Origin of the sequence: Streptomyces spirodelae (genome assembly GCF_017676385.1) — a bacterium.
GTDB classification, from domain to species: domain Bacteria; phylum Actinomycetota; class Actinomycetes; order Streptomycetales; family Streptomycetaceae; genus Streptomyces; species Streptomyces spirodelae.
Map to the genome: position 1 here is coordinate 32255 of NZ_JAFFZN010000032.1, position 14977 is coordinate 47231.

The 14977-nt window shown below is 71.4% G+C and carries 17 protein-coding genes; 16 read left to right on the top strand and 1 reads right to left on the bottom strand.

Features of this window, described 5'->3' with window-relative positions; genetic code table 11:
- Positions 1 to 53: 53 nt before the first annotated feature.
- The 12 genes from JW592_RS27700 (at position 54) to JW592_RS27755 (ending at position 10603) form a co-directional block, all read left to right on the top strand.
- On the top strand, positions 54 to 620 hold the full coding sequence (locus tag JW592_RS27700) for a DUF6197 family protein (RefSeq protein ID WP_209267982.1): 567 nt from the start codon (positions 54 to 56) through the stop codon (positions 618 to 620).
- A gap of 241 nt (positions 621 to 861) precedes the next feature.
- Positions 862 to 1161, top strand: coding sequence for a hypothetical protein (locus JW592_RS27705; RefSeq protein WP_209267983.1), 300 nt, complete (start codon positions 862 to 864; stop codon positions 1159 to 1161).
- A gap of 74 nt (positions 1162 to 1235) precedes the next feature.
- Positions 1236 to 2513, top strand: a complete 1278-nt coding sequence (locus tag JW592_RS27710) for a hypothetical protein (protein ID WP_209267984.1) — start codon at positions 1236 to 1238, stop codon at positions 2511 to 2513.
- A gap of 212 nt (positions 2514 to 2725) precedes the next feature.
- Positions 2726 to 2995, top strand: a complete 270-nt coding sequence (locus JW592_RS27715) for a hypothetical protein (protein ID WP_209267985.1) — start codon at positions 2726 to 2728, stop codon at positions 2993 to 2995.
- Positions 2996 to 3164: 169 nt separating this feature from the next.
- Positions 3165 to 3632, top strand: coding sequence for a hypothetical protein (locus JW592_RS27720; RefSeq protein WP_209267986.1), 468 nt, complete (start codon positions 3165 to 3167; stop codon positions 3630 to 3632).
- A 17-nt stretch (positions 3633 to 3649) separates the two neighbouring features.
- A complete protein-coding gene (locus JW592_RS27725) occupies positions 3650 to 4924 on the top strand; it encodes a hypothetical protein (protein ID WP_209267987.1) in 1275 nt (424 codons plus the stop codon).
- The gene (locus JW592_RS27730; protein WP_209267988.1) at positions 4921 to 5769 is read left to right on the top strand and encodes a hypothetical protein; all 849 of its coding nucleotides are present in this window, start codon (positions 4921 to 4923) and stop codon (positions 5767 to 5769) included. The genes JW592_RS27725 and JW592_RS27730 overlap by 4 nt, the downstream gene beginning before the upstream one ends.
- Before the next feature lie 169 nt (positions 5770 to 5938).
- Positions 5939 to 8002, top strand: a complete 2064-nt coding sequence (locus tag JW592_RS27735; protein WP_209267989.1) for a P-loop NTPase family protein — start codon at positions 5939 to 5941, stop codon at positions 8000 to 8002.
- 246 nt (positions 8003 to 8248) lie between these two features.
- Positions 8249 to 8677 (top strand): NUDIX domain-containing protein, encoded by a 429-nt coding sequence (locus JW592_RS32995; protein WP_267878095.1) that lies wholly within the window; start codon positions 8249 to 8251, stop codon positions 8675 to 8677.
- Positions 8678 to 8807: 130 nt separating this feature from the next.
- A complete protein-coding gene (locus JW592_RS27745) occupies positions 8808 to 9167 on the top strand; it encodes a hypothetical protein (protein ID WP_209267990.1) in 360 nt (119 codons plus the stop codon).
- An 85-nt stretch (positions 9168 to 9252) separates the two neighbouring features.
- The gene (locus JW592_RS27750; RefSeq protein ID WP_209267991.1) at positions 9253 to 9855 is read left to right on the top strand and encodes a hypothetical protein; all 603 of its coding nucleotides are present in this window, start codon (positions 9253 to 9255) and stop codon (positions 9853 to 9855) included.
- Positions 9856 to 9895: 40 nt separating this feature from the next.
- Positions 9896 to 10603, top strand: a complete 708-nt coding sequence (locus JW592_RS27755) for a hypothetical protein (protein WP_209267992.1) — start codon at positions 9896 to 9898, stop codon at positions 10601 to 10603.
- A 95-nt stretch (positions 10604 to 10698) separates the two neighbouring features.
- Here JW592_RS27755 and JW592_RS27760 read toward each other — a convergent pair whose 3' ends face one another.
- Complete coding sequence (locus JW592_RS27760) at positions 10699 to 11562, bottom strand: SGNH/GDSL hydrolase family protein (RefSeq protein WP_209267993.1); 864 nt, start codon at positions 11560 to 11562, stop codon at positions 10699 to 10701.
- 496 nt (positions 11563 to 12058) lie between these two features.
- On the opposite strand from JW592_RS27760, the gene JW592_RS27765 reads away from it, so the two are divergent.
- The 4 genes from JW592_RS27765 to JW592_RS27780 all read left to right on the top strand — a co-directional run bounded on the left by JW592_RS27765 (position 12059) and on the right by JW592_RS27780 (position 14964).
- Positions 12059 to 12448 carry a hypothetical protein gene (locus JW592_RS27765; protein ID WP_209267994.1) on the top strand — a complete coding sequence of 130 codons (390 nt, stop codon included), beginning with the start codon at positions 12059 to 12061 and terminating at the stop codon, positions 12446 to 12448.
- Complete coding sequence (locus tag JW592_RS27770; protein ID WP_209267995.1) at positions 12445 to 12633, top strand: hypothetical protein; 189 nt, start codon at positions 12445 to 12447, stop codon at positions 12631 to 12633. Before JW592_RS27765 ends, JW592_RS27770 begins: the two co-directional genes overlap by 4 nt.
- 208 nt (positions 12634 to 12841) lie before the next feature.
- The gene (locus JW592_RS27775) at positions 12842 to 13603 is read left to right on the top strand and encodes a HEPN domain-containing protein (protein WP_209267996.1); all 762 of its coding nucleotides are present in this window, start codon (positions 12842 to 12844) and stop codon (positions 13601 to 13603) included.
- 197 nt (positions 13604 to 13800) lie between these two features.
- Positions 13801 to 14964 (top strand): ATP-binding protein, encoded by a 1164-nt coding sequence (locus JW592_RS27780; RefSeq protein WP_229376974.1) that lies wholly within the window; start codon positions 13801 to 13803, stop codon positions 14962 to 14964.
- Positions 14965 to 14977 lie beyond the last annotated feature (13 nt).

Consider the following 14977-nt stretch of genomic DNA (forward strand, 5'->3'; position numbering starts at 1 on the left):
GACCGAGGGGAGCCGGACAGCCCGGACCCGAACGACCCTGAAGAGAGGCCCGCATGCCCACAACGACAACCACCCCCGCGACCACCCCTGCTGTCGTGTTCACCGATGCCACGCTGCACAGGGCGCAGGAGATCACCGCCAACTCCTACCTGCCGGTGTGGATCGGCCCGTCCGGCGAGGAGTCTTCCGGCGAAGCCGTGGCCCGCCACTTGGAGGCCACCAACGCCCTGCTCAACAAGGACGGCTGGATCCGCGTCCACAGCTACCGCTGGTCGAGCGGCGCGGACCTCGCCGACGACGACTCCATGACGGTCAAGGCGATGGTCCGGGCGCTGCTGCGGTTCGTCCGCGAAGAGAGCGACAACGACCCGCAGCGGACCCTGTCCACCGCGCTGCGCCACGTCGGCGAGGACGGGGAGCACGGGGACACGGACACCGCCTGCGTGGCGGGCTACGTCCTGGACCGGCTGATCCAGGCCCACACCGGATCGGACTCCGCCCGCGCCACGCCGTGGTCGGAGCGGCAGCACCGCACCCACGCGGACATCACTGCTCTGCTGACCGCAGGCGCCCGGTTCGCCCGCGCCTATGGGCCCTGCCAGGAAGCGTCGGCTGCCTGACTCCAGGCACTGATCGCACCAGCACAAGGGCCCTACCGACCCGACGCCGACCGCGGTCCGCCGACCGCACGGCACCGGCCCCCATGCTGGCCACGACCCGGCTGGATCTCCGGACGCCGTCGACGGCCTGCTGGCTGCCTCCCCTGCCCGTCCCGGCCCGGCCGGGACGGGCAGGGCGAGGGGAGCTGGACAGTCCACCTCCCGCCGCCGGAAACGGCGGTGATCCTGCGTGAGGAGATTCATGACCCCGACGCAGAAGCGCTGGCGCCTCGTCGGCCAGTTGGTGGCCGCCGCCGTGGCGCTGACGGTCGCCTGGCAGTTGTCCTCTTATCCCCTGCCGCCGTGGCTGCTCGTGGTCACGGCTATCAGCAGCAGCCTGGGGCTGATGGAGGCCGCGCAGCGGATCACCGATGTCGTACACACCCGCACCTACCGCTGCCCCGATCCGGCCTGCGACCACCGCGTGACCCTCATCAACGGCGGCGCGGATGAACACCGCCGGTATCAGGAAGAGGCGGGCGCGCACCCCTACCACCACTGACGAGAGCGCCCCGGCCTACCTCTTCAACCCGGCCGGGGCGCCCTCCACACCCTCTCGAAGGGAGTACCACCATCATGACCGATACCGACCCGCCCGCAGCCAAGAAGCTCTCCACGGGCCAGATTTGGGTGCTGGTGGCGGCCGCCGTGCCCATGGTCGCCTTCGGCGTCCTGGGCGGCGCGGGCACCTACAGCAACATCATCACCGTCTTCCACCGGTCCGCCACCGCACTCGGTGTGGTGGCCGGCGGTGAGGGCGCCACCCTCGTGCTGGCGCTGGTGATGGTCGGGCTGACAATGCTCGGCCAGTCCGTACCCGCCGCAGTGCGCATCGGCCTGTGGGCCCTGCCCATGGTCGCCTCCGGTACCGGCGTCGCTGTCGCCCGCTCGGCCACCGAGGCTGTCGTCTACGCCATGACCCCGATGGCGATGTGCGTCTCGGCCGAGGGGCTCGGGCTGCTGGCCCGCCGGATCGTCATCTACTCCACCGGCGTCGACATGGAGGCCCGCCGCCGCAACGCGGCCACCGTGCAGAAGCTGGCCGTCCAGCGGGCCCTGGCCGCCGGCCACCCGGAGGAGAGGGCCCGCAAGAAGGCCCGCAAGAAGGTGTGGCGCATCGCGAAGAAGGTCGGCGTCGGAGACACCGACCTCGGCGCGACCCTGGTAGAGGTCCAGCGGACACGGATGACCCAGGGCGCCGACACGGCGCTGGAGAGCATGTTCGCCCCCGCCGTGACGGCCCCCGGCACACCGGCCCTCCCGCCCGGCACCTGCCGTGACGGCGACGGCACGGCAGGCGTCACACCCGCAGCCCTGGAGCGCGGGGCCGACACGGCCACCGTGACGGCCCCGGCACACCGGAACGCCCCCGGCACAGGAGGCGGCACGGGCGCGGCGTGGGGAGTCACGCAGGTCAACCGGCCTGGCGGCACGGCAGCCGTCGCACCCGGCGGCACGCTGCCCGTGAAGGGTCACACCCCCGGCACGGGCTCGTGCGTCACGAACACCGACGCGCCCGAGGAAGCGTCACACGGCGCGCGTGCCGAGACGCTCGCCGGGCTCGCCGCCGTGGCGGGCGTGCCCACGCCCGTGACGGGCGTGCAGCTGTCCGACACGCAACTGGCGGTCGTCCTGCGGCACATGCGGCACGGGGAGGACCCGCCCCGCTCCTACCGGCAGGCCGTCGGCTGCTTCCGCGACGAGGGCTTCGTCGGCAGCGAGAAGCGGCTGCGCAAAACGTGGGGCGCGCTGATGTCCGAGGAGGAGGAAGCCACCGCCGACACGCGGGACGAGGGCCAGGAGGACGAGGACAGCGAGCAGGACGACGACGCGCAGGAGCCCCACAGGCCCTGACCGCCCGCGTCCGGCACACATCAGTGACGGCCAGCCCGCGATCTGCGGGCTGGCCGTTGCTGCGACTGCCGGAAGCAGCACCTATGCAGTCGATTTCCGCAGCGCAGACCCGGTGCGTGACCCGGCGAGCGGCATGTTCCGCAGATCCGGCGAGCAGACCCGGCGAGCACTGCCCGACCACCCACACCGCTCCTGGAGGAGGAAAAGCGCAGGTGAACGAGGGAAAGCCCAGCCCGTGGGAGCAGGCGCCGGAGCGCCGTAAGAAGCTGGCGCACAAGCGGGCCGAGCGGCTGGCGCGGCGGGCCGAGTACTGGGGCAAGCGCCTGGAGGCGGCCCGCCAGCTCGGCCCGGAGGCGGTCGCGTCGCTCACGTTCGACCGGGTCCGCGGCGACTTCGACCGGCTGGACGGCGAGCGTCGCGAGCGCGCCTACACGGCTCTCGCGCAGGCCCTCGACGCGGTCCGTGAGGCGCACGCGGAGTGACCGCCTGGCTGTGACGGGAGCTGTGACAGGCCCTGTGACAGCGGGCTGTGACAGCCGGAACCGGTCCGACCCGTGCCCGCATGCGCAAGCGCGTACGTGCGCGCGCGAGGCTACGCCGCTCGATAACTCTCCGTCAACACAATCCTGTTGGGGAAGGACACCAATTCTCATGATCGAAGCAACGGTCAGCGCCGCCGCGGGCGGCGCCTGCGCCGGTTCCGCCGCGCTCCTCTACTACGCGGAGAAGCTGCCCGGCCTGAAGAAGGCCACCAACAAACTGCACACCGACCGGGCCCAGGCCCTGCTGATCGCCACCGCGTCGGCCGCGATGGTCGCCACCCCCGCGGGCGCCTGGTGGAACGAGAAGGTCAACGCCCTCAACGACTGGGCTATCGGCCTGGTCGGCGAGTGGACCGGACTGGCCATCACCGGGGTCCCGGCACTGTTCGTGACGCTGATGTTCGCCAACGACCTGATCACCAGGAAGGTCGAGAACCGCACCCGGATCCTGGGTGCGGTCCTGCCGGTGCTGGCCGCCACCATCCCCGGCCCGGTCGGCTCCGGTATCCAAAGCGTCCTGGGCTGGGTGGTCTCCACCGTCGGCACGCTGGTCGCCGGCGCCTTCGGCATGGCCTGAGCAGAAGGGAGCGAGTCGTGATCGAGCTCCTGGTCCTCGCGGCCATCGCCTACGCCGGAGCCCGCGGTGTGGAGTCGCTGGCGGGCACCGCCGACCGGCGCCACGCCAGCAAGGACGCCGAGAAGACCGTCGCGAAGGTCGCCGCCAGCGGCCCGAGCGGCGGCAGCCGCACGGCGAAGAAGCCGCCCGGGCCCACCGAGCCGGGCGGCACCTTCAGCGCTGCCTCCCCCCGCTCCGCGCAGCTGGGCGGGAAGGCGGCGGTGCCGCTCGCGGTCATCACCGAGACCGGCGCCACCATGTGGAAGGCCACGCTGGAGGGCTACCGCGAGCGGTGGCCTGAGATCCGCGAGGAGCGGCGCAAGGCGATGGCCGACCGCGCGGCCAAGCGGAAGGCCGACAAGGAAGCGGCCGCAGCGAAGAAGAAGGCGGAGGCTGCGGCCAAGGCCGGGCCCCCGCCTCCCTACCCGCCCCCGCCCACCGAACCGCCCAAGACCACCGGCACCGAGACCGACAAGGACGACAGCGCCGACGCCGGCACCACTGCGGCCGGAGGGGACAAGGACGGTAAGGAACCCAAGGACGGGGAGGACACGGCCGCCTCCGCACCGCCCAGTCCGTCGAGCCCGGATGAGAAGCGGGCCGAGGCCGCCGAGGCCCGCGCCTCCGAAGCCGAGAGGAAGACCGAAGCGGCGCGGCGGGCCGCAGAGGAGGAAGTCCGTCGCGCCGCCACCGAGAAGGTCCTGGCCGCGCAGAAAGCCGAACGCGAGGCCAAAGAGCGGGCGGCCGCAGCCGAGAAGCGCGCCGCCGAGGCGGAGAAGAAGGCCGCCGACACGCTCCCCGATGCCGGGCGCCGCCACCTGAGCGTGGTGCCCTCCCCCGCACAGAACGGAGACCCCATGTCCTCACCGTCCACGGTCATTCCGGAGATCCGCACCCTGGATGGGCTGATGAACGCCCTGACCCTCACGCAGGCGATGTGCGCGATGCGCGCCGAGGAGGCCGAGGCCATCGCCGCCGACGACCTGAGCTTGTCCAACCGGCTCGACCAGATCGAGTCCGAGTCGGGCGACCTCGAGGTCGATGACGGAACCCGCGGGGAGATCGACGCCCTGCGCGAGTCCATTCACGCCCAGTCCCAGTCCGCCGCCCAGTACGGCACTGTTGCCAAGGACGCCGGAGATTTCGCCGTCGCCGTGGCGGCCGCCGCCTACAAGTCGCACGGCGGTATCGCCGAGGCCGTCCAGTCCTCCCCGATCGACTCGGCGGCCCAGGCGGGCTACTACAACCAGTGACCGGCCCGCTCACCATCGGCAGCCGGGTGCGCTACCACGGCTCCCACCAGCAGCTCCACGGACGTGAGTTCACGCTGCTGGCCTGCCACGGAGACTGCCCCGGCTGCCAGGACCAGGACCCAGACGAGGAGGCCCCCGGCCGGTACTTCCGGCTGGAGGACCCGGACAGCGGCCAGGGCCTCGCCCACGTGAGAGCCGCCAGCATCACCCCGCTCCCGCACACCTGGCCGCAGGACGCTGTCGCGATCACCATCGGCGGCTACCACTACCGGGCCTCCCACACCGAGTACGGCGGCAGCTCCGGGGCGCGCGTCGTGCACTTCCACACCGCCGACGGCGGCACCGGCCGTACCTTCTGCCGCCTGCCCGACGGCCCCACACCCCCAATCCGCCTCCTGGACGCGGCCGCGCGCCGCCGGACAGGAGCACCCGCCAACGAGAGGACATCACCGACGATGGCCATCACCAAGATCCCCGACGTGATCAATCACAGGGCCCTGCTGGATGCGCTCAACTCCATCCGCGCGGAGGTCGAGTCCCGCCAGGAGGACGTCGACAACCTCGCCGCCTGGTCCGGCGAGATGGCCGAGCGCATGAGGGGCATCGCCGAGGAGCTGCAGGCCCTCAACGTCGACAGCTACACCGTCGGCAACATGGCGATGCTCGGTGACCTGATCGACGGCCAGGCGGCGGCCGCCGACCGGTACAAGAACGCCACCGACACCTCCGTCACCCAGGCCGAGACCGCGGCGCGTACCGCGCACCGCAACCACGGCCGTATCCAGGACGCCGTCGACGACTCCGACGTGCCCATGGCCAACGCCCCCTTCTACAGCGCCGAGTAGCCGCACCCGCAGCACCGGCCACCCCGGGCCCCGCCGATCCGGCGGGGCCCGGCCCGTTGTTGCCCAGACACCCCCGGCCCGGTGCGCGAGCATCGCGCCCGGGGGTGGTGGGGAGCACCGGACCCACGCCCCGTACCTCCACCACCCCGAGCATGAAAGGGACACTGCCGTGCGCGCCCCGAAGAACCCCTCCCCCCAGTACACCGACCTGGCCGCGTTCGTCGCCGCCCAGACCAATCCGGCCCTGGCCCAGGCCGCGGCCGGGAAGAAGAACTCCCGCACCCTCAAGCAGTGGGCGTGGGCCAACCGCGGCAAGCTCACCATCGCCGCGACCGCCGCCAGCATGGGCCCGGCAGGAGAGCTGCTGTCGGCCACCGGCGACGGCTGGAAGACCGCCCTGACCCTTGGCGCGGCCTCGGCCGCGGCCGCCGGCGGCTGGGGCTGGGTACCCGGCCTGGTCAAGTACAAGGGCGTGTGGCGTCCTGCCCGCACCCTGCCGTCCGAAGCCGACCGGTACATCGGCCTGTCCATGCCGGTCACCGGCTCCGGCCTGCTGGCCACCATGGCCGCGGTCGGCGGCCCCGAGTGGGGCGACAACCCCTGGTGGGGCTTCTCCCTGGCCTGGTCCCTCGGCTACGGCGCCTGGGCATGGAAGCGGTGGGGCAGCCGCCCCGAGGCCCGGGCGCCGGAGCTGGCCCAGCAGATGCTCGACTGGATCGAGTACGCCGCCGTGGCCGACGGCCCCTACCCCAAGAGCAAGCTCGTCTCCCCCATCGCCAACCGCGACGGCGGCTGGTCGGCGGAGATCCACGTGCCCCGCGGCAAAAGCTTCAAGATCCAGGCGCTGGACGATGTGCTCTCCGCCCTCGGCATCGACGACCCCGACCTGGTCGCACTGGAGAAGACCGCTCCCCGCAAGGGCCGCATCACCGTCTTCACCGAGAACCCCCTGAAGAAGGGCACCCTCTTCGGCGACAGCCACGTCCTCGACCCTGAGACGGGGCTGGCGCCGATCGGCGTCTACTACGACGGGGAGCCCGCCCACTACCGGTTCTTCCAGCCCGGGTCCGGCGCCGTGCACTCCTTCGTCACCGGCACCACCGGCTCCGGCAAGTCCCGGCTGCTGGACGCACTGCTGGGCATCGAGCGCCGCTCCCCGCTGGTGTGCTCGATCGTCATCGACCCGCAGGCCGGGCTGTCGCTGCCGGACTGGCCCGACGGCGTCGCTGTCTTCGCCCCCGGCAACGAGCTGGGCATCGTCGCCCTGCGCGCCGTCAAGGCGATCATGAAGGAGCGCGGGCAGCGCTACAACCGCATGAAGTGGACCGACGAGAAAGGCCGCACCCGCGTGGGCCGCGCCTTCTTCGTCCCCGGCGAGCCCGACCCGCTCCTCTCGCTGACCCTGGACGAGGCTCACGACCTGCTCACCGACCCCGACTACGGCGAGGAAGCCGTCAAAATCATCGGGGACCTGGTCAAGGAGGCCCGGAAGGTCGGCATCAAAATCCGCTTGGCCAACCAGTCCCCCAACGCCTCCGAGCTGGGCGGCGAGACCCTCATCCGCGACCTGCTCCAGGGCGGCAACAACGCCGTCCTGCGCTCCGGCTCCCGCGCCACCGGCAAACGCGCCGCCGGCACCGCCCTCGGCGACATCGACCCCGGCGCCATCCCCAAGGAATTCAACGACGGCACAGGCACCGGCGGCCTGGGCTACCTCGCCGGACCCGACAACCGCGCCGCCATGTGGCGCGCCCCCTACGTCGAAGACCCCTACGGCCTCGCCCACGAAGGCGAGACCACCGGCATCGAGCAGGCCACCATCGACGCCCTGCCCATCCTCCGCCACGTCCTCGAAGAGCACGCCCTGATGCTGCGCCTGCGCAACGCCGGCGAGCAGTACACCTACGACCCCGGCCGTTTCACCGGCACCGGCACCCCGGCCCCGGCGAGGGCAGCCAAGGCGGCTGCGCCGTCCATGGAGAAGGTTCCCGCCGCCGTGGAGCCGGAAGGCCCCAGCCTGTCGGACACCGCACGGAAGATCGTCGCGTTCCTGCACAAGCACGGTAAGCCCGCACCCCCGGCGATCATCGCCAAGTCGCTGAAGCTGACCGGCCCGCAGGTACGCACAGCCCTCAAACGCATGAAGGACGACCCCACCGTGCCGGTCGTCAACATCGGCCACGGCGCCTGGATCCACGAGGACCACGCCAGCGACTACATGGCCGCCGCCTGATCCACTCACCAAGGAGAACCCATGAACGACGCAACCGGCGCAATGACGATGCTGGCCGCCGCGCGGGACGTCATCAACCAGCGCTCCCAGACCCCTCTCGACCCCGCGCCCGCCATCCACCTCCATCTGGACGAGGCCAACACCGTGCTCGCCGACGCGCCGCCCGCTGTCGAGCAGCTGCTCCAGGACGTGCTGCGGCGCGGCCGGGCCAACAACGTCCGTCTCACGCTCGAAGACGAGTCCGAGCTGGGCGGCGGCCACGAGGACGCCGAGACCATCCGCTACACCTCCGACGTCGTCGCCGTCACCGACGACGGACACGTCCTGCTGATCGAGCGCGACTGGCCTCCCTACGAAGGCCAATGGGCGCTGCCCGGCGGCCACGTCGACCCCGGCGAGACCAGCCGCGCGGCCGCCGCCCGCGAACTGGCCGAGGAGACCGGCGTGCAGGTGGACCCCGCCAACCTGACCGCGCTGGGCCTGTGGGACGCCCCCGGCCGCGACCCGCGCGGCCGGTACGTCACCGCCGCCTACCTCGCCCACATCCCCGCCGACACAACCATCGTGGCCGGCGACGACGCACGCACCGCCCGCTGGTGGCCCCTGCAGGACCTGCCGGAGCTGGCGTTCGACCACGCCGAAATCCTCGCCGCGCTCCCCTCCCGGCCCCAGTAGCCGCACGCCCGTCTTCTCCGTCAGGCCGGTCCCGTCCACCGGGACCGGCCTGACGCACGCTCACCCACCCCGCAACCCGGGGGCGGGCTTTATCCACCCGCCCCCGGTTCATCGGCAGAAGGGCACACCGATGGGAAACATGCACTACGAGATCTACCGCGACGGCGAGCGGCTCGACGCCGGATACGGCGTCGAGGCCGTGTGTGAGGAGACCGGCTGCCAGGAGCAGATCGACCGCGGCCTGGCCTACCTGTGCGGCAGCACACCGGGCGGCGACGAATACGGCTGCGGCCGCTACTACTGCGGCAAGCACCTCTACCTCGGCTCCGGCGCCCCGGTCTCCTCCGGGCTGTGCCTGCGCTACGACGCCCGCTACACGGCCGAGCACCCCGACCCGCTGGAGCTGTCACCCGACGCCATGGTCGTCGAGTACGCCACAACCACACCCGGCCTCCTCTCCCACGGCGTCACCGACCGCCGCAGCACATAGCCCCACCCACACACCGCAGCCGAGACCGGCCCCTGAAGAAGAGGGGCCGGTCTCGGCTGTCCGGACCGACTCCTTGGAGCGCCCGATGGACAGCACGCACACGGTCGACCCAGGCGTCGGCCCCCACACCCCGGCCCTGCCCGCCGCCGTCTGGCAGCCCGCACAGCCGCAGCACCACACCCTGGAACCGGTGGTCACTGCCCCGGCGATGACCCTCTACCAGGTGCCCGTCCCCGACGCCGTCCAGGTCCAGCTCCCCGACGGCCGCACCGCCTGGGGCCGCCCCGTCGAGCACCGCCTGGACCCGACCCCGGTCGACACCAGCCCGCGCGAGCCGACGCCCGCATGGGCCAAAGCCGTCGGCATGGTCGCCGGCAGCCTCACCGCCCTCGCTCTGGGCAGCGCCCTCGCGCTGCGCATCGCCGCACCCGCCCTGGAAGGGCTCGTGGACGTCCTGGAAATCGCCTGGAAAGTCGGCCTCGTGCTGCTCGTGCTGCTCTTCGGAGCCCCGTTCGTCGCCCGCACCCTGTTCGGCCGCGGCGACCACACCGACGCCTCCGCGCACGGCCCGGCCCAGCCGCAGCCGCTCGTCTTCGCCCCACAGATCGACACCGGAGGCACTCGCCTCCTGGGCCGAAGCGGCGACGTGAACATCCAGGTCGGCGACCGCAACCGCAACAAGCAGTAGCCCCACCACCCCTCCCCTTCCGCCTCGATCAGGAGCGAGCATGACCACCCCACTCCCTCGGCCCCGTTCCGGCCAGCAGGACGACCAGACCACTCAGGCGCCAACCACCGCAGCCACCGGGCCGGGCTGGTTCGGCCGGCGCATCGACGACCTCGACTTCGCCCTCACCCACGGCTGGCGGCCCGCGGCCGCATGGATCAAAACAGTGACCGTCACCGCAGGGCTGATGGCCGCCTTCTTCGCGCTGCGCTGGCTCGCCTCCACCCTCCTCGGCTGGGCCCACGCCCTGCCCTGGACCCTCCCCACCGCGCGGGACCACACCGGGCTGCTCGCCACCATCGACCAGCCCGTACACCACTACCTCGCCGCCCACACCGCGCCCCTGCCCATCACCGCCGCCACCGCCTACAGCACCTGGCAGGCCGTCGGCGTCGTCTCGTTCCTCCTGGGCACCGCCCGCTTCGGCGGAGCACGCCTGACCTGGACCGCGTGGGGCGCGGCAACCGTCGCCATGGTGTGGGCAGGCACACCAGAGCCCGGCCGCCCAGTCGCCGCCGGTATCGCCCTCCTGGCCTGGGCCGCCCCGTCCCTCCTCGCGCTGCGCGGCCTGAGCCTCTCCCCCACCGCCTTCATCCAGGTACACAACCAGGCCCCGCACCCGCCCGAGGTCCGCGCCGAGATCCACCTGCCCAAGACCGAACACGCCTACCGGCCGTACACCACGCAGCAGCCGCCCTCCCCGAATTGACCCGCACCGACGACCAGGCCACGGCCTACCCCGAACCCCCTGCCTGCTCCGCGTGACGGTGTGCCGGGGTGTGCCGGGGCGGGCCAAGGCAGTGGCTACGGCTTCACGTGGGGCCGGACGATGTCGGCCAGCGCGGCCTGGCCCCGGGAGTTGGGGTGGAACGAGTGCACGAGCGGGTTGCTGAACCCGTTGATCCACTCCTCGTCGTCGCAGATGGCGTGGCCGAGGAAGGGACGTTCGGCCTCCGCGAAGGCGAACCCGTGCTTGGCCGCCTGGATGCGCAGCACGTCGTTGAGGGTGTGCGCGGCGGCGTTCATCACGGGCAGGCTGCTGGCTCCCAGGCCGTCGGTGACGCAGAGCGTGTTCTCGGGATTGACGAGTTTTGGGTAGCCCACCACGACGACCTTGGTCTTCGTCTTCGACGTCTTGTCCTTGATCTTCCGGTACAGACCGTCGAGACGTCCGGGCAGCACGTCGGTGTACTGCTTCTGTATCCACCGGAGGGAGTTGTTGCAGGGCTCGTCGTCCCCGATCGCGCACTTGATCAGGACGTCGGCGAACCCGAAATCGTTCGCCCCTACCTGCACCGTCACCAGGCGGGTCTTCTTCGACAGGGCCCTCGCCTGCTTCGTACGCACCTGGCTGACTGTGGCGCCGCAGTACGCCTGGAAGTTCAGCTCCGCCCCCAGCTCCGCGGCGAGCCGCCTCGGATAGGCCCGCGACGAGTTTGGCACCCGCTTGCCCGCCGCCCTGTCGATCCAGCAGTTGTGCGACCTCGCGTCCGGCGCCCCCGCGCCGATGCCCGCCGCGACGGAATCCCCCAGCGCGACGTACTTGAGCGGCGGAGCCGCGGCCGAACTGTCGGCCACGGACGTCCCCGGAAGCACGGCCGCAGCCATCCCTCCGGCCACCAGCGTGGCCCCCAAGCGCCTGACGAAGCGCTGATTCACCTGCACCATTGATCGTTCCCTCCACGCCGACACGAATGTGACGAGCCTTGTGCGGGCCCCGCGTTGTGCGTACGGGCAACACATCGGCTCACGCATCCGCACCCTGCACGGGACGGCCCCTCCCCACCACAGCTCCGCCGTGTCCCGGACAAGAGCTCGATGTCCTGCCTGGTCAACGCGGGCTCGGGGCCATGTCCGGGACAGCAGCCCGTTCGCGCCGCGAGGGGGTCACCGCACTAGTGACCTGAATAGGTGTCATTCTTCCTGGCGCGTTGAAGCCCGGTCGGCGCACTCTTCTGGGGTGGGGCTTGTCGCCTGTGCGGGAGGCCGCCCGTCAGAGTGAGGTGGCCTCCTACCTCGCTGCCCACACCGCGACCCTGCCCATCACCGCGACCACCGCCTACAGCACCTGGCAGGCCGTCGGCGCCCTCTCGTTCCTCCTGGGCACCGCCCGCTGCGGCGGCGCCCGCCTCCCTGGACCGCCTGGGGCGCGGCCACCGTCGCCATGGTGTGGGCAGGCACGCCCGAGGCCGGCCGCCGGGTCGCCGCCGGCATCGCACTGCTGGCCTGGGCCGCCCTGTCCGTCCTCGCACTGCGTGGCCTGAGCCTCTCCCCCGCCGCCTTCATCCAGGTGCACACCGAGGCCCCGCACCCGCCCGAGGTCCGCGCCGAGATCCACCTGCCCAAGACCGAACCCGCCTCCTACCAGCAGTACAGCCCGCAGCAGCCCCCTCCCCGAACTGACCGCTGCCTGTCCGGCCCGCGCCCTGCGCGGACCGGGCGGAGAACGGCCAGCGCACACCCGCCCCGGGACGGGCGCTCAACGGTGTCCAAACCAGACCGTCCGCCCCGGAGCCCACCCACCCGTACAAGACGAGAAGGAGGACCAGTATGACCTCCATCCGGCGCCGCACCAGCGACCCGGTCACGGCCTACCCCGAACCCCCGGCCTGCTCCGCGTGGGGCAAGCGCCCGCAGCCCACCGGCCGCCGCCCGCTCAGCCCTGCCGAGCAGGACCGCAACCGCGAACAGTTGGCACAGACCGTGCACACACGCCGCAGCCACTCCCGTCGGGCCTGACCGTGCGGGGGAGGGACTATGACCCTGCGGGCGAAAACCACGGTGGGATGCCATCGCCGCCCTCCACCACGACAACGAGTGCCTCCGACAAGAGATCGGGGCTACTGCCGGCTCACCGCTTCGAGCGATCAGGCAGCGCAGACTGATAGACGGCAGACGGGCCAAGCGAGAAGCTGACCTTCCTTCTGACTGAGTATCTGGAGGTCTCGTGGGGGCACCCCCCAAGCCCAGCGCGCGCGCCGCATTCGACGCGAACATTGAAGACGCGGAGATCCTCGTCGACCTTGCCAAGACCTTGGTGAACCAGCGCCGCTACCGGATGAGGCGCGAGATGAGGGAGCGGCTCGGCGAGGCCCTCTCCGTTCCGAAAAAGCACCGCGAAGACCTTGAGTGTCTGGAGAACGACCGTGTCTTCGTGACCTTCAAACCCGGACATGCGGCCTTGCGGGAGAAGCTCGACGAGCCCAACCTGCGACCACTGCTGAGGCAGGCACTCGTCGCGGCCTGCGCCGCCGTCGAGACCTTCTGCGCAGACCGTGTCATGGAGCGATACACCAAGGCCATCAAGTCAAGCCCACCGCCCAGCGGGCTTCTGGAACTGTCGATGACGGTCGGCGACTACCTCACGATCGAAGACCGATACAAGAGGAAATCGTGGGGACTCCGACAGGTTGTTGAACTGGAAATACGGCAGCGCGCCAGTCCCGCACCAGCTCAGATCGGACAGCTATTCAGCCTGGTCGGCGAGAAGAAGCTCATGACCAGAATCGACAAGCGCCGCAAAGTCCCAACCGGCCAATCGACCACCGAACTCGACCGGATCGTGAAGCGACGCAACCTCATCGCCCACACCGGCGATCGCAGTGGAAGAGGGCGGGCCACTATCACAGTCGAAGAGGTCGAGGCTGACCTCGCGACGATCGTCTCCATCGTCGATGCACTCGATCAGGAGACCAACTCAGAACGCTGACCCCCTCCCCGCAGCCGTCGACTCACCCTCGCAGGTGAAGTCGACGGCCGCTTTGCGATGCCTCATGAGACACCTCCACCGCGAAGAACACCGTCACGTCCACATCGTGCCCCGCCAGAAGGGCGACGGCCTGTCCCTGCCCTGGACCCCGCAGTACGCCACCCAGAACGGAGCCCGTGACTACCGTCGACCTCGTCATGGCTCGCGAGCCTCTCCCCTCCCGACCGTCGGTGTTCCTCGCCGGCCCCACCCCGCGATCCGGGACCGTCCCCTCCTGGCGCCCCACCGCCATCGAGTACCTGGCTGACCAGTGGGACGGCCCCGGACGGCTGACGATCCTGGCTCCCGAGTCCTGCGGCGGCGAGCGCGCCGTCCTCGAGGCGCGCCTCGCCCGCCGGAAAATGACGGTGGTCGACGCGACGAACACCGAGGCCGCCGTGAGGGCCGACCTGATCGCAACCGCCCACCGCCACGGCGTACCCACGGTCGCGCTGGTCGTCCCGACCCCGGCTTCCGTGTGCGTCGAACGCCAGAAAGGCCGACCCGCGAACCGGCGCGTTCCCGAGCAGACCGTGCGCGCGCAGCACGCCGCCATGGTCGCCGCCTGGTCCGGCCTGCCCGCCAAAGGGTTCGACCACGTCGTCGTCGCGGAGAACCTCTACGGCCTGGAAGCGATGCTCAAGCCGCTCAGCGACACCCGGCGGGCGGAACTGGGCTGGGACGGCGGCGAGGGCCTGGGCGACCTGCTTCTGGTGCGCCGCTCCTTCGCCCCCGAGATCCTGCCGCTGTGGCGCTGGCGCGACGGCTCGCCGCTCACCGACGGCGACCGCGTCGCAGAGATCCGCCTCGGAGCCGACCGCATCGTCCTCGCTCAGCGCAACGACGTCGATGGGGCGGGCGACATCGGCTTCGACGTCCTGGTGGGCTGTCCGGCCGACGACGAATGCGAAGGCCAGGCGTGGGCGCCGGCCTACAACGTGACCGACCTCCTGCGCGCCCTGACCGGCGACCTGATGAACGACCCAGACGTGCGCTGCACCACCCACGGCGGCGCCGACGACGTCGACCAGGAGGCCGACGATAACGACCTCCAGGACGACGTCCGAGGTTCGCGCCGACCTGGAGGGCCAGTACGCGGACGCGGTTCACGCGTGAGCCGCGCCGACGACGGGCCGCACCCGCACCCGCTCACCCCGACCGAACTCCCCGACGGCGACGACTGGTTCCACGGCTGCCCGGACTGCCACCTGCCCATCCAGGGCGGGAGCGCCGGGCTCGCCGCCCACCGCCGCACCGTCCACAACCCTCGCCGCGACTACGGCGACCGCCGCATCCCCATCACGATCCAGCTCGACTTCTGACAAGGAGGCCCAC

Excerpts from the sequence above, each read along its gene's own strand:
- JW592_RS27700 (WP_209267982.1), top strand. The coding sequence starts at position 54 with ATGCCCACAACGACAACCACCCCCGCGACCACCCCTGCTGTCGTGTTC.
- JW592_RS27705 (WP_209267983.1), top strand. The coding sequence starts at position 862 with ATGACCCCGACGCAGAAGCGCTGGCGCCTCGTCGGCCAGTTGGTGGCC.
- JW592_RS27710 (WP_209267984.1), top strand. The coding sequence starts at position 1,236 with ATGACCGATACCGACCCGCCCGCAGCCAAGAAGCTCTCCACGGGCCAG.
- JW592_RS27720 (WP_209267986.1), top strand. The coding sequence starts at position 3,165 with ATGATCGAAGCAACGGTCAGCGCCGCCGCGGGCGGCGCCTGCGCCGGT.
- JW592_RS27745 (WP_209267990.1), top strand. The coding sequence starts at position 8,808 with ATGGGAAACATGCACTACGAGATCTACCGCGACGGCGAGCGGCTCGAC.
- JW592_RS27750 (WP_209267991.1), top strand. The coding sequence starts at position 9,253 with ATGGACAGCACGCACACGGTCGACCCAGGCGTCGGCCCCCACACCCCG.
- JW592_RS27755 (WP_209267992.1), top strand. The coding sequence starts at position 9,896 with ATGACCACCCCACTCCCTCGGCCCCGTTCCGGCCAGCAGGACGACCAG.
- JW592_RS27760 (WP_209267993.1), bottom strand. The coding sequence starts at position 11,562 with ATGGTGCAGGTGAATCAGCGCTTCGTCAGGCGCTTGGGGGCCACGCTG.
- JW592_RS27765 (WP_209267994.1), top strand. The coding sequence starts at position 12,059 with ATGGTGTGGGCAGGCACGCCCGAGGCCGGCCGCCGGGTCGCCGCCGGC.
- JW592_RS27770 (WP_209267995.1), top strand. The coding sequence starts at position 12,445 with ATGACCTCCATCCGGCGCCGCACCAGCGACCCGGTCACGGCCTACCCC.
- JW592_RS27780 (WP_229376974.1), top strand. The coding sequence starts at position 13,801 with ATGGCTCGCGAGCCTCTCCCCTCCCGACCGTCGGTGTTCCTCGCCGGC.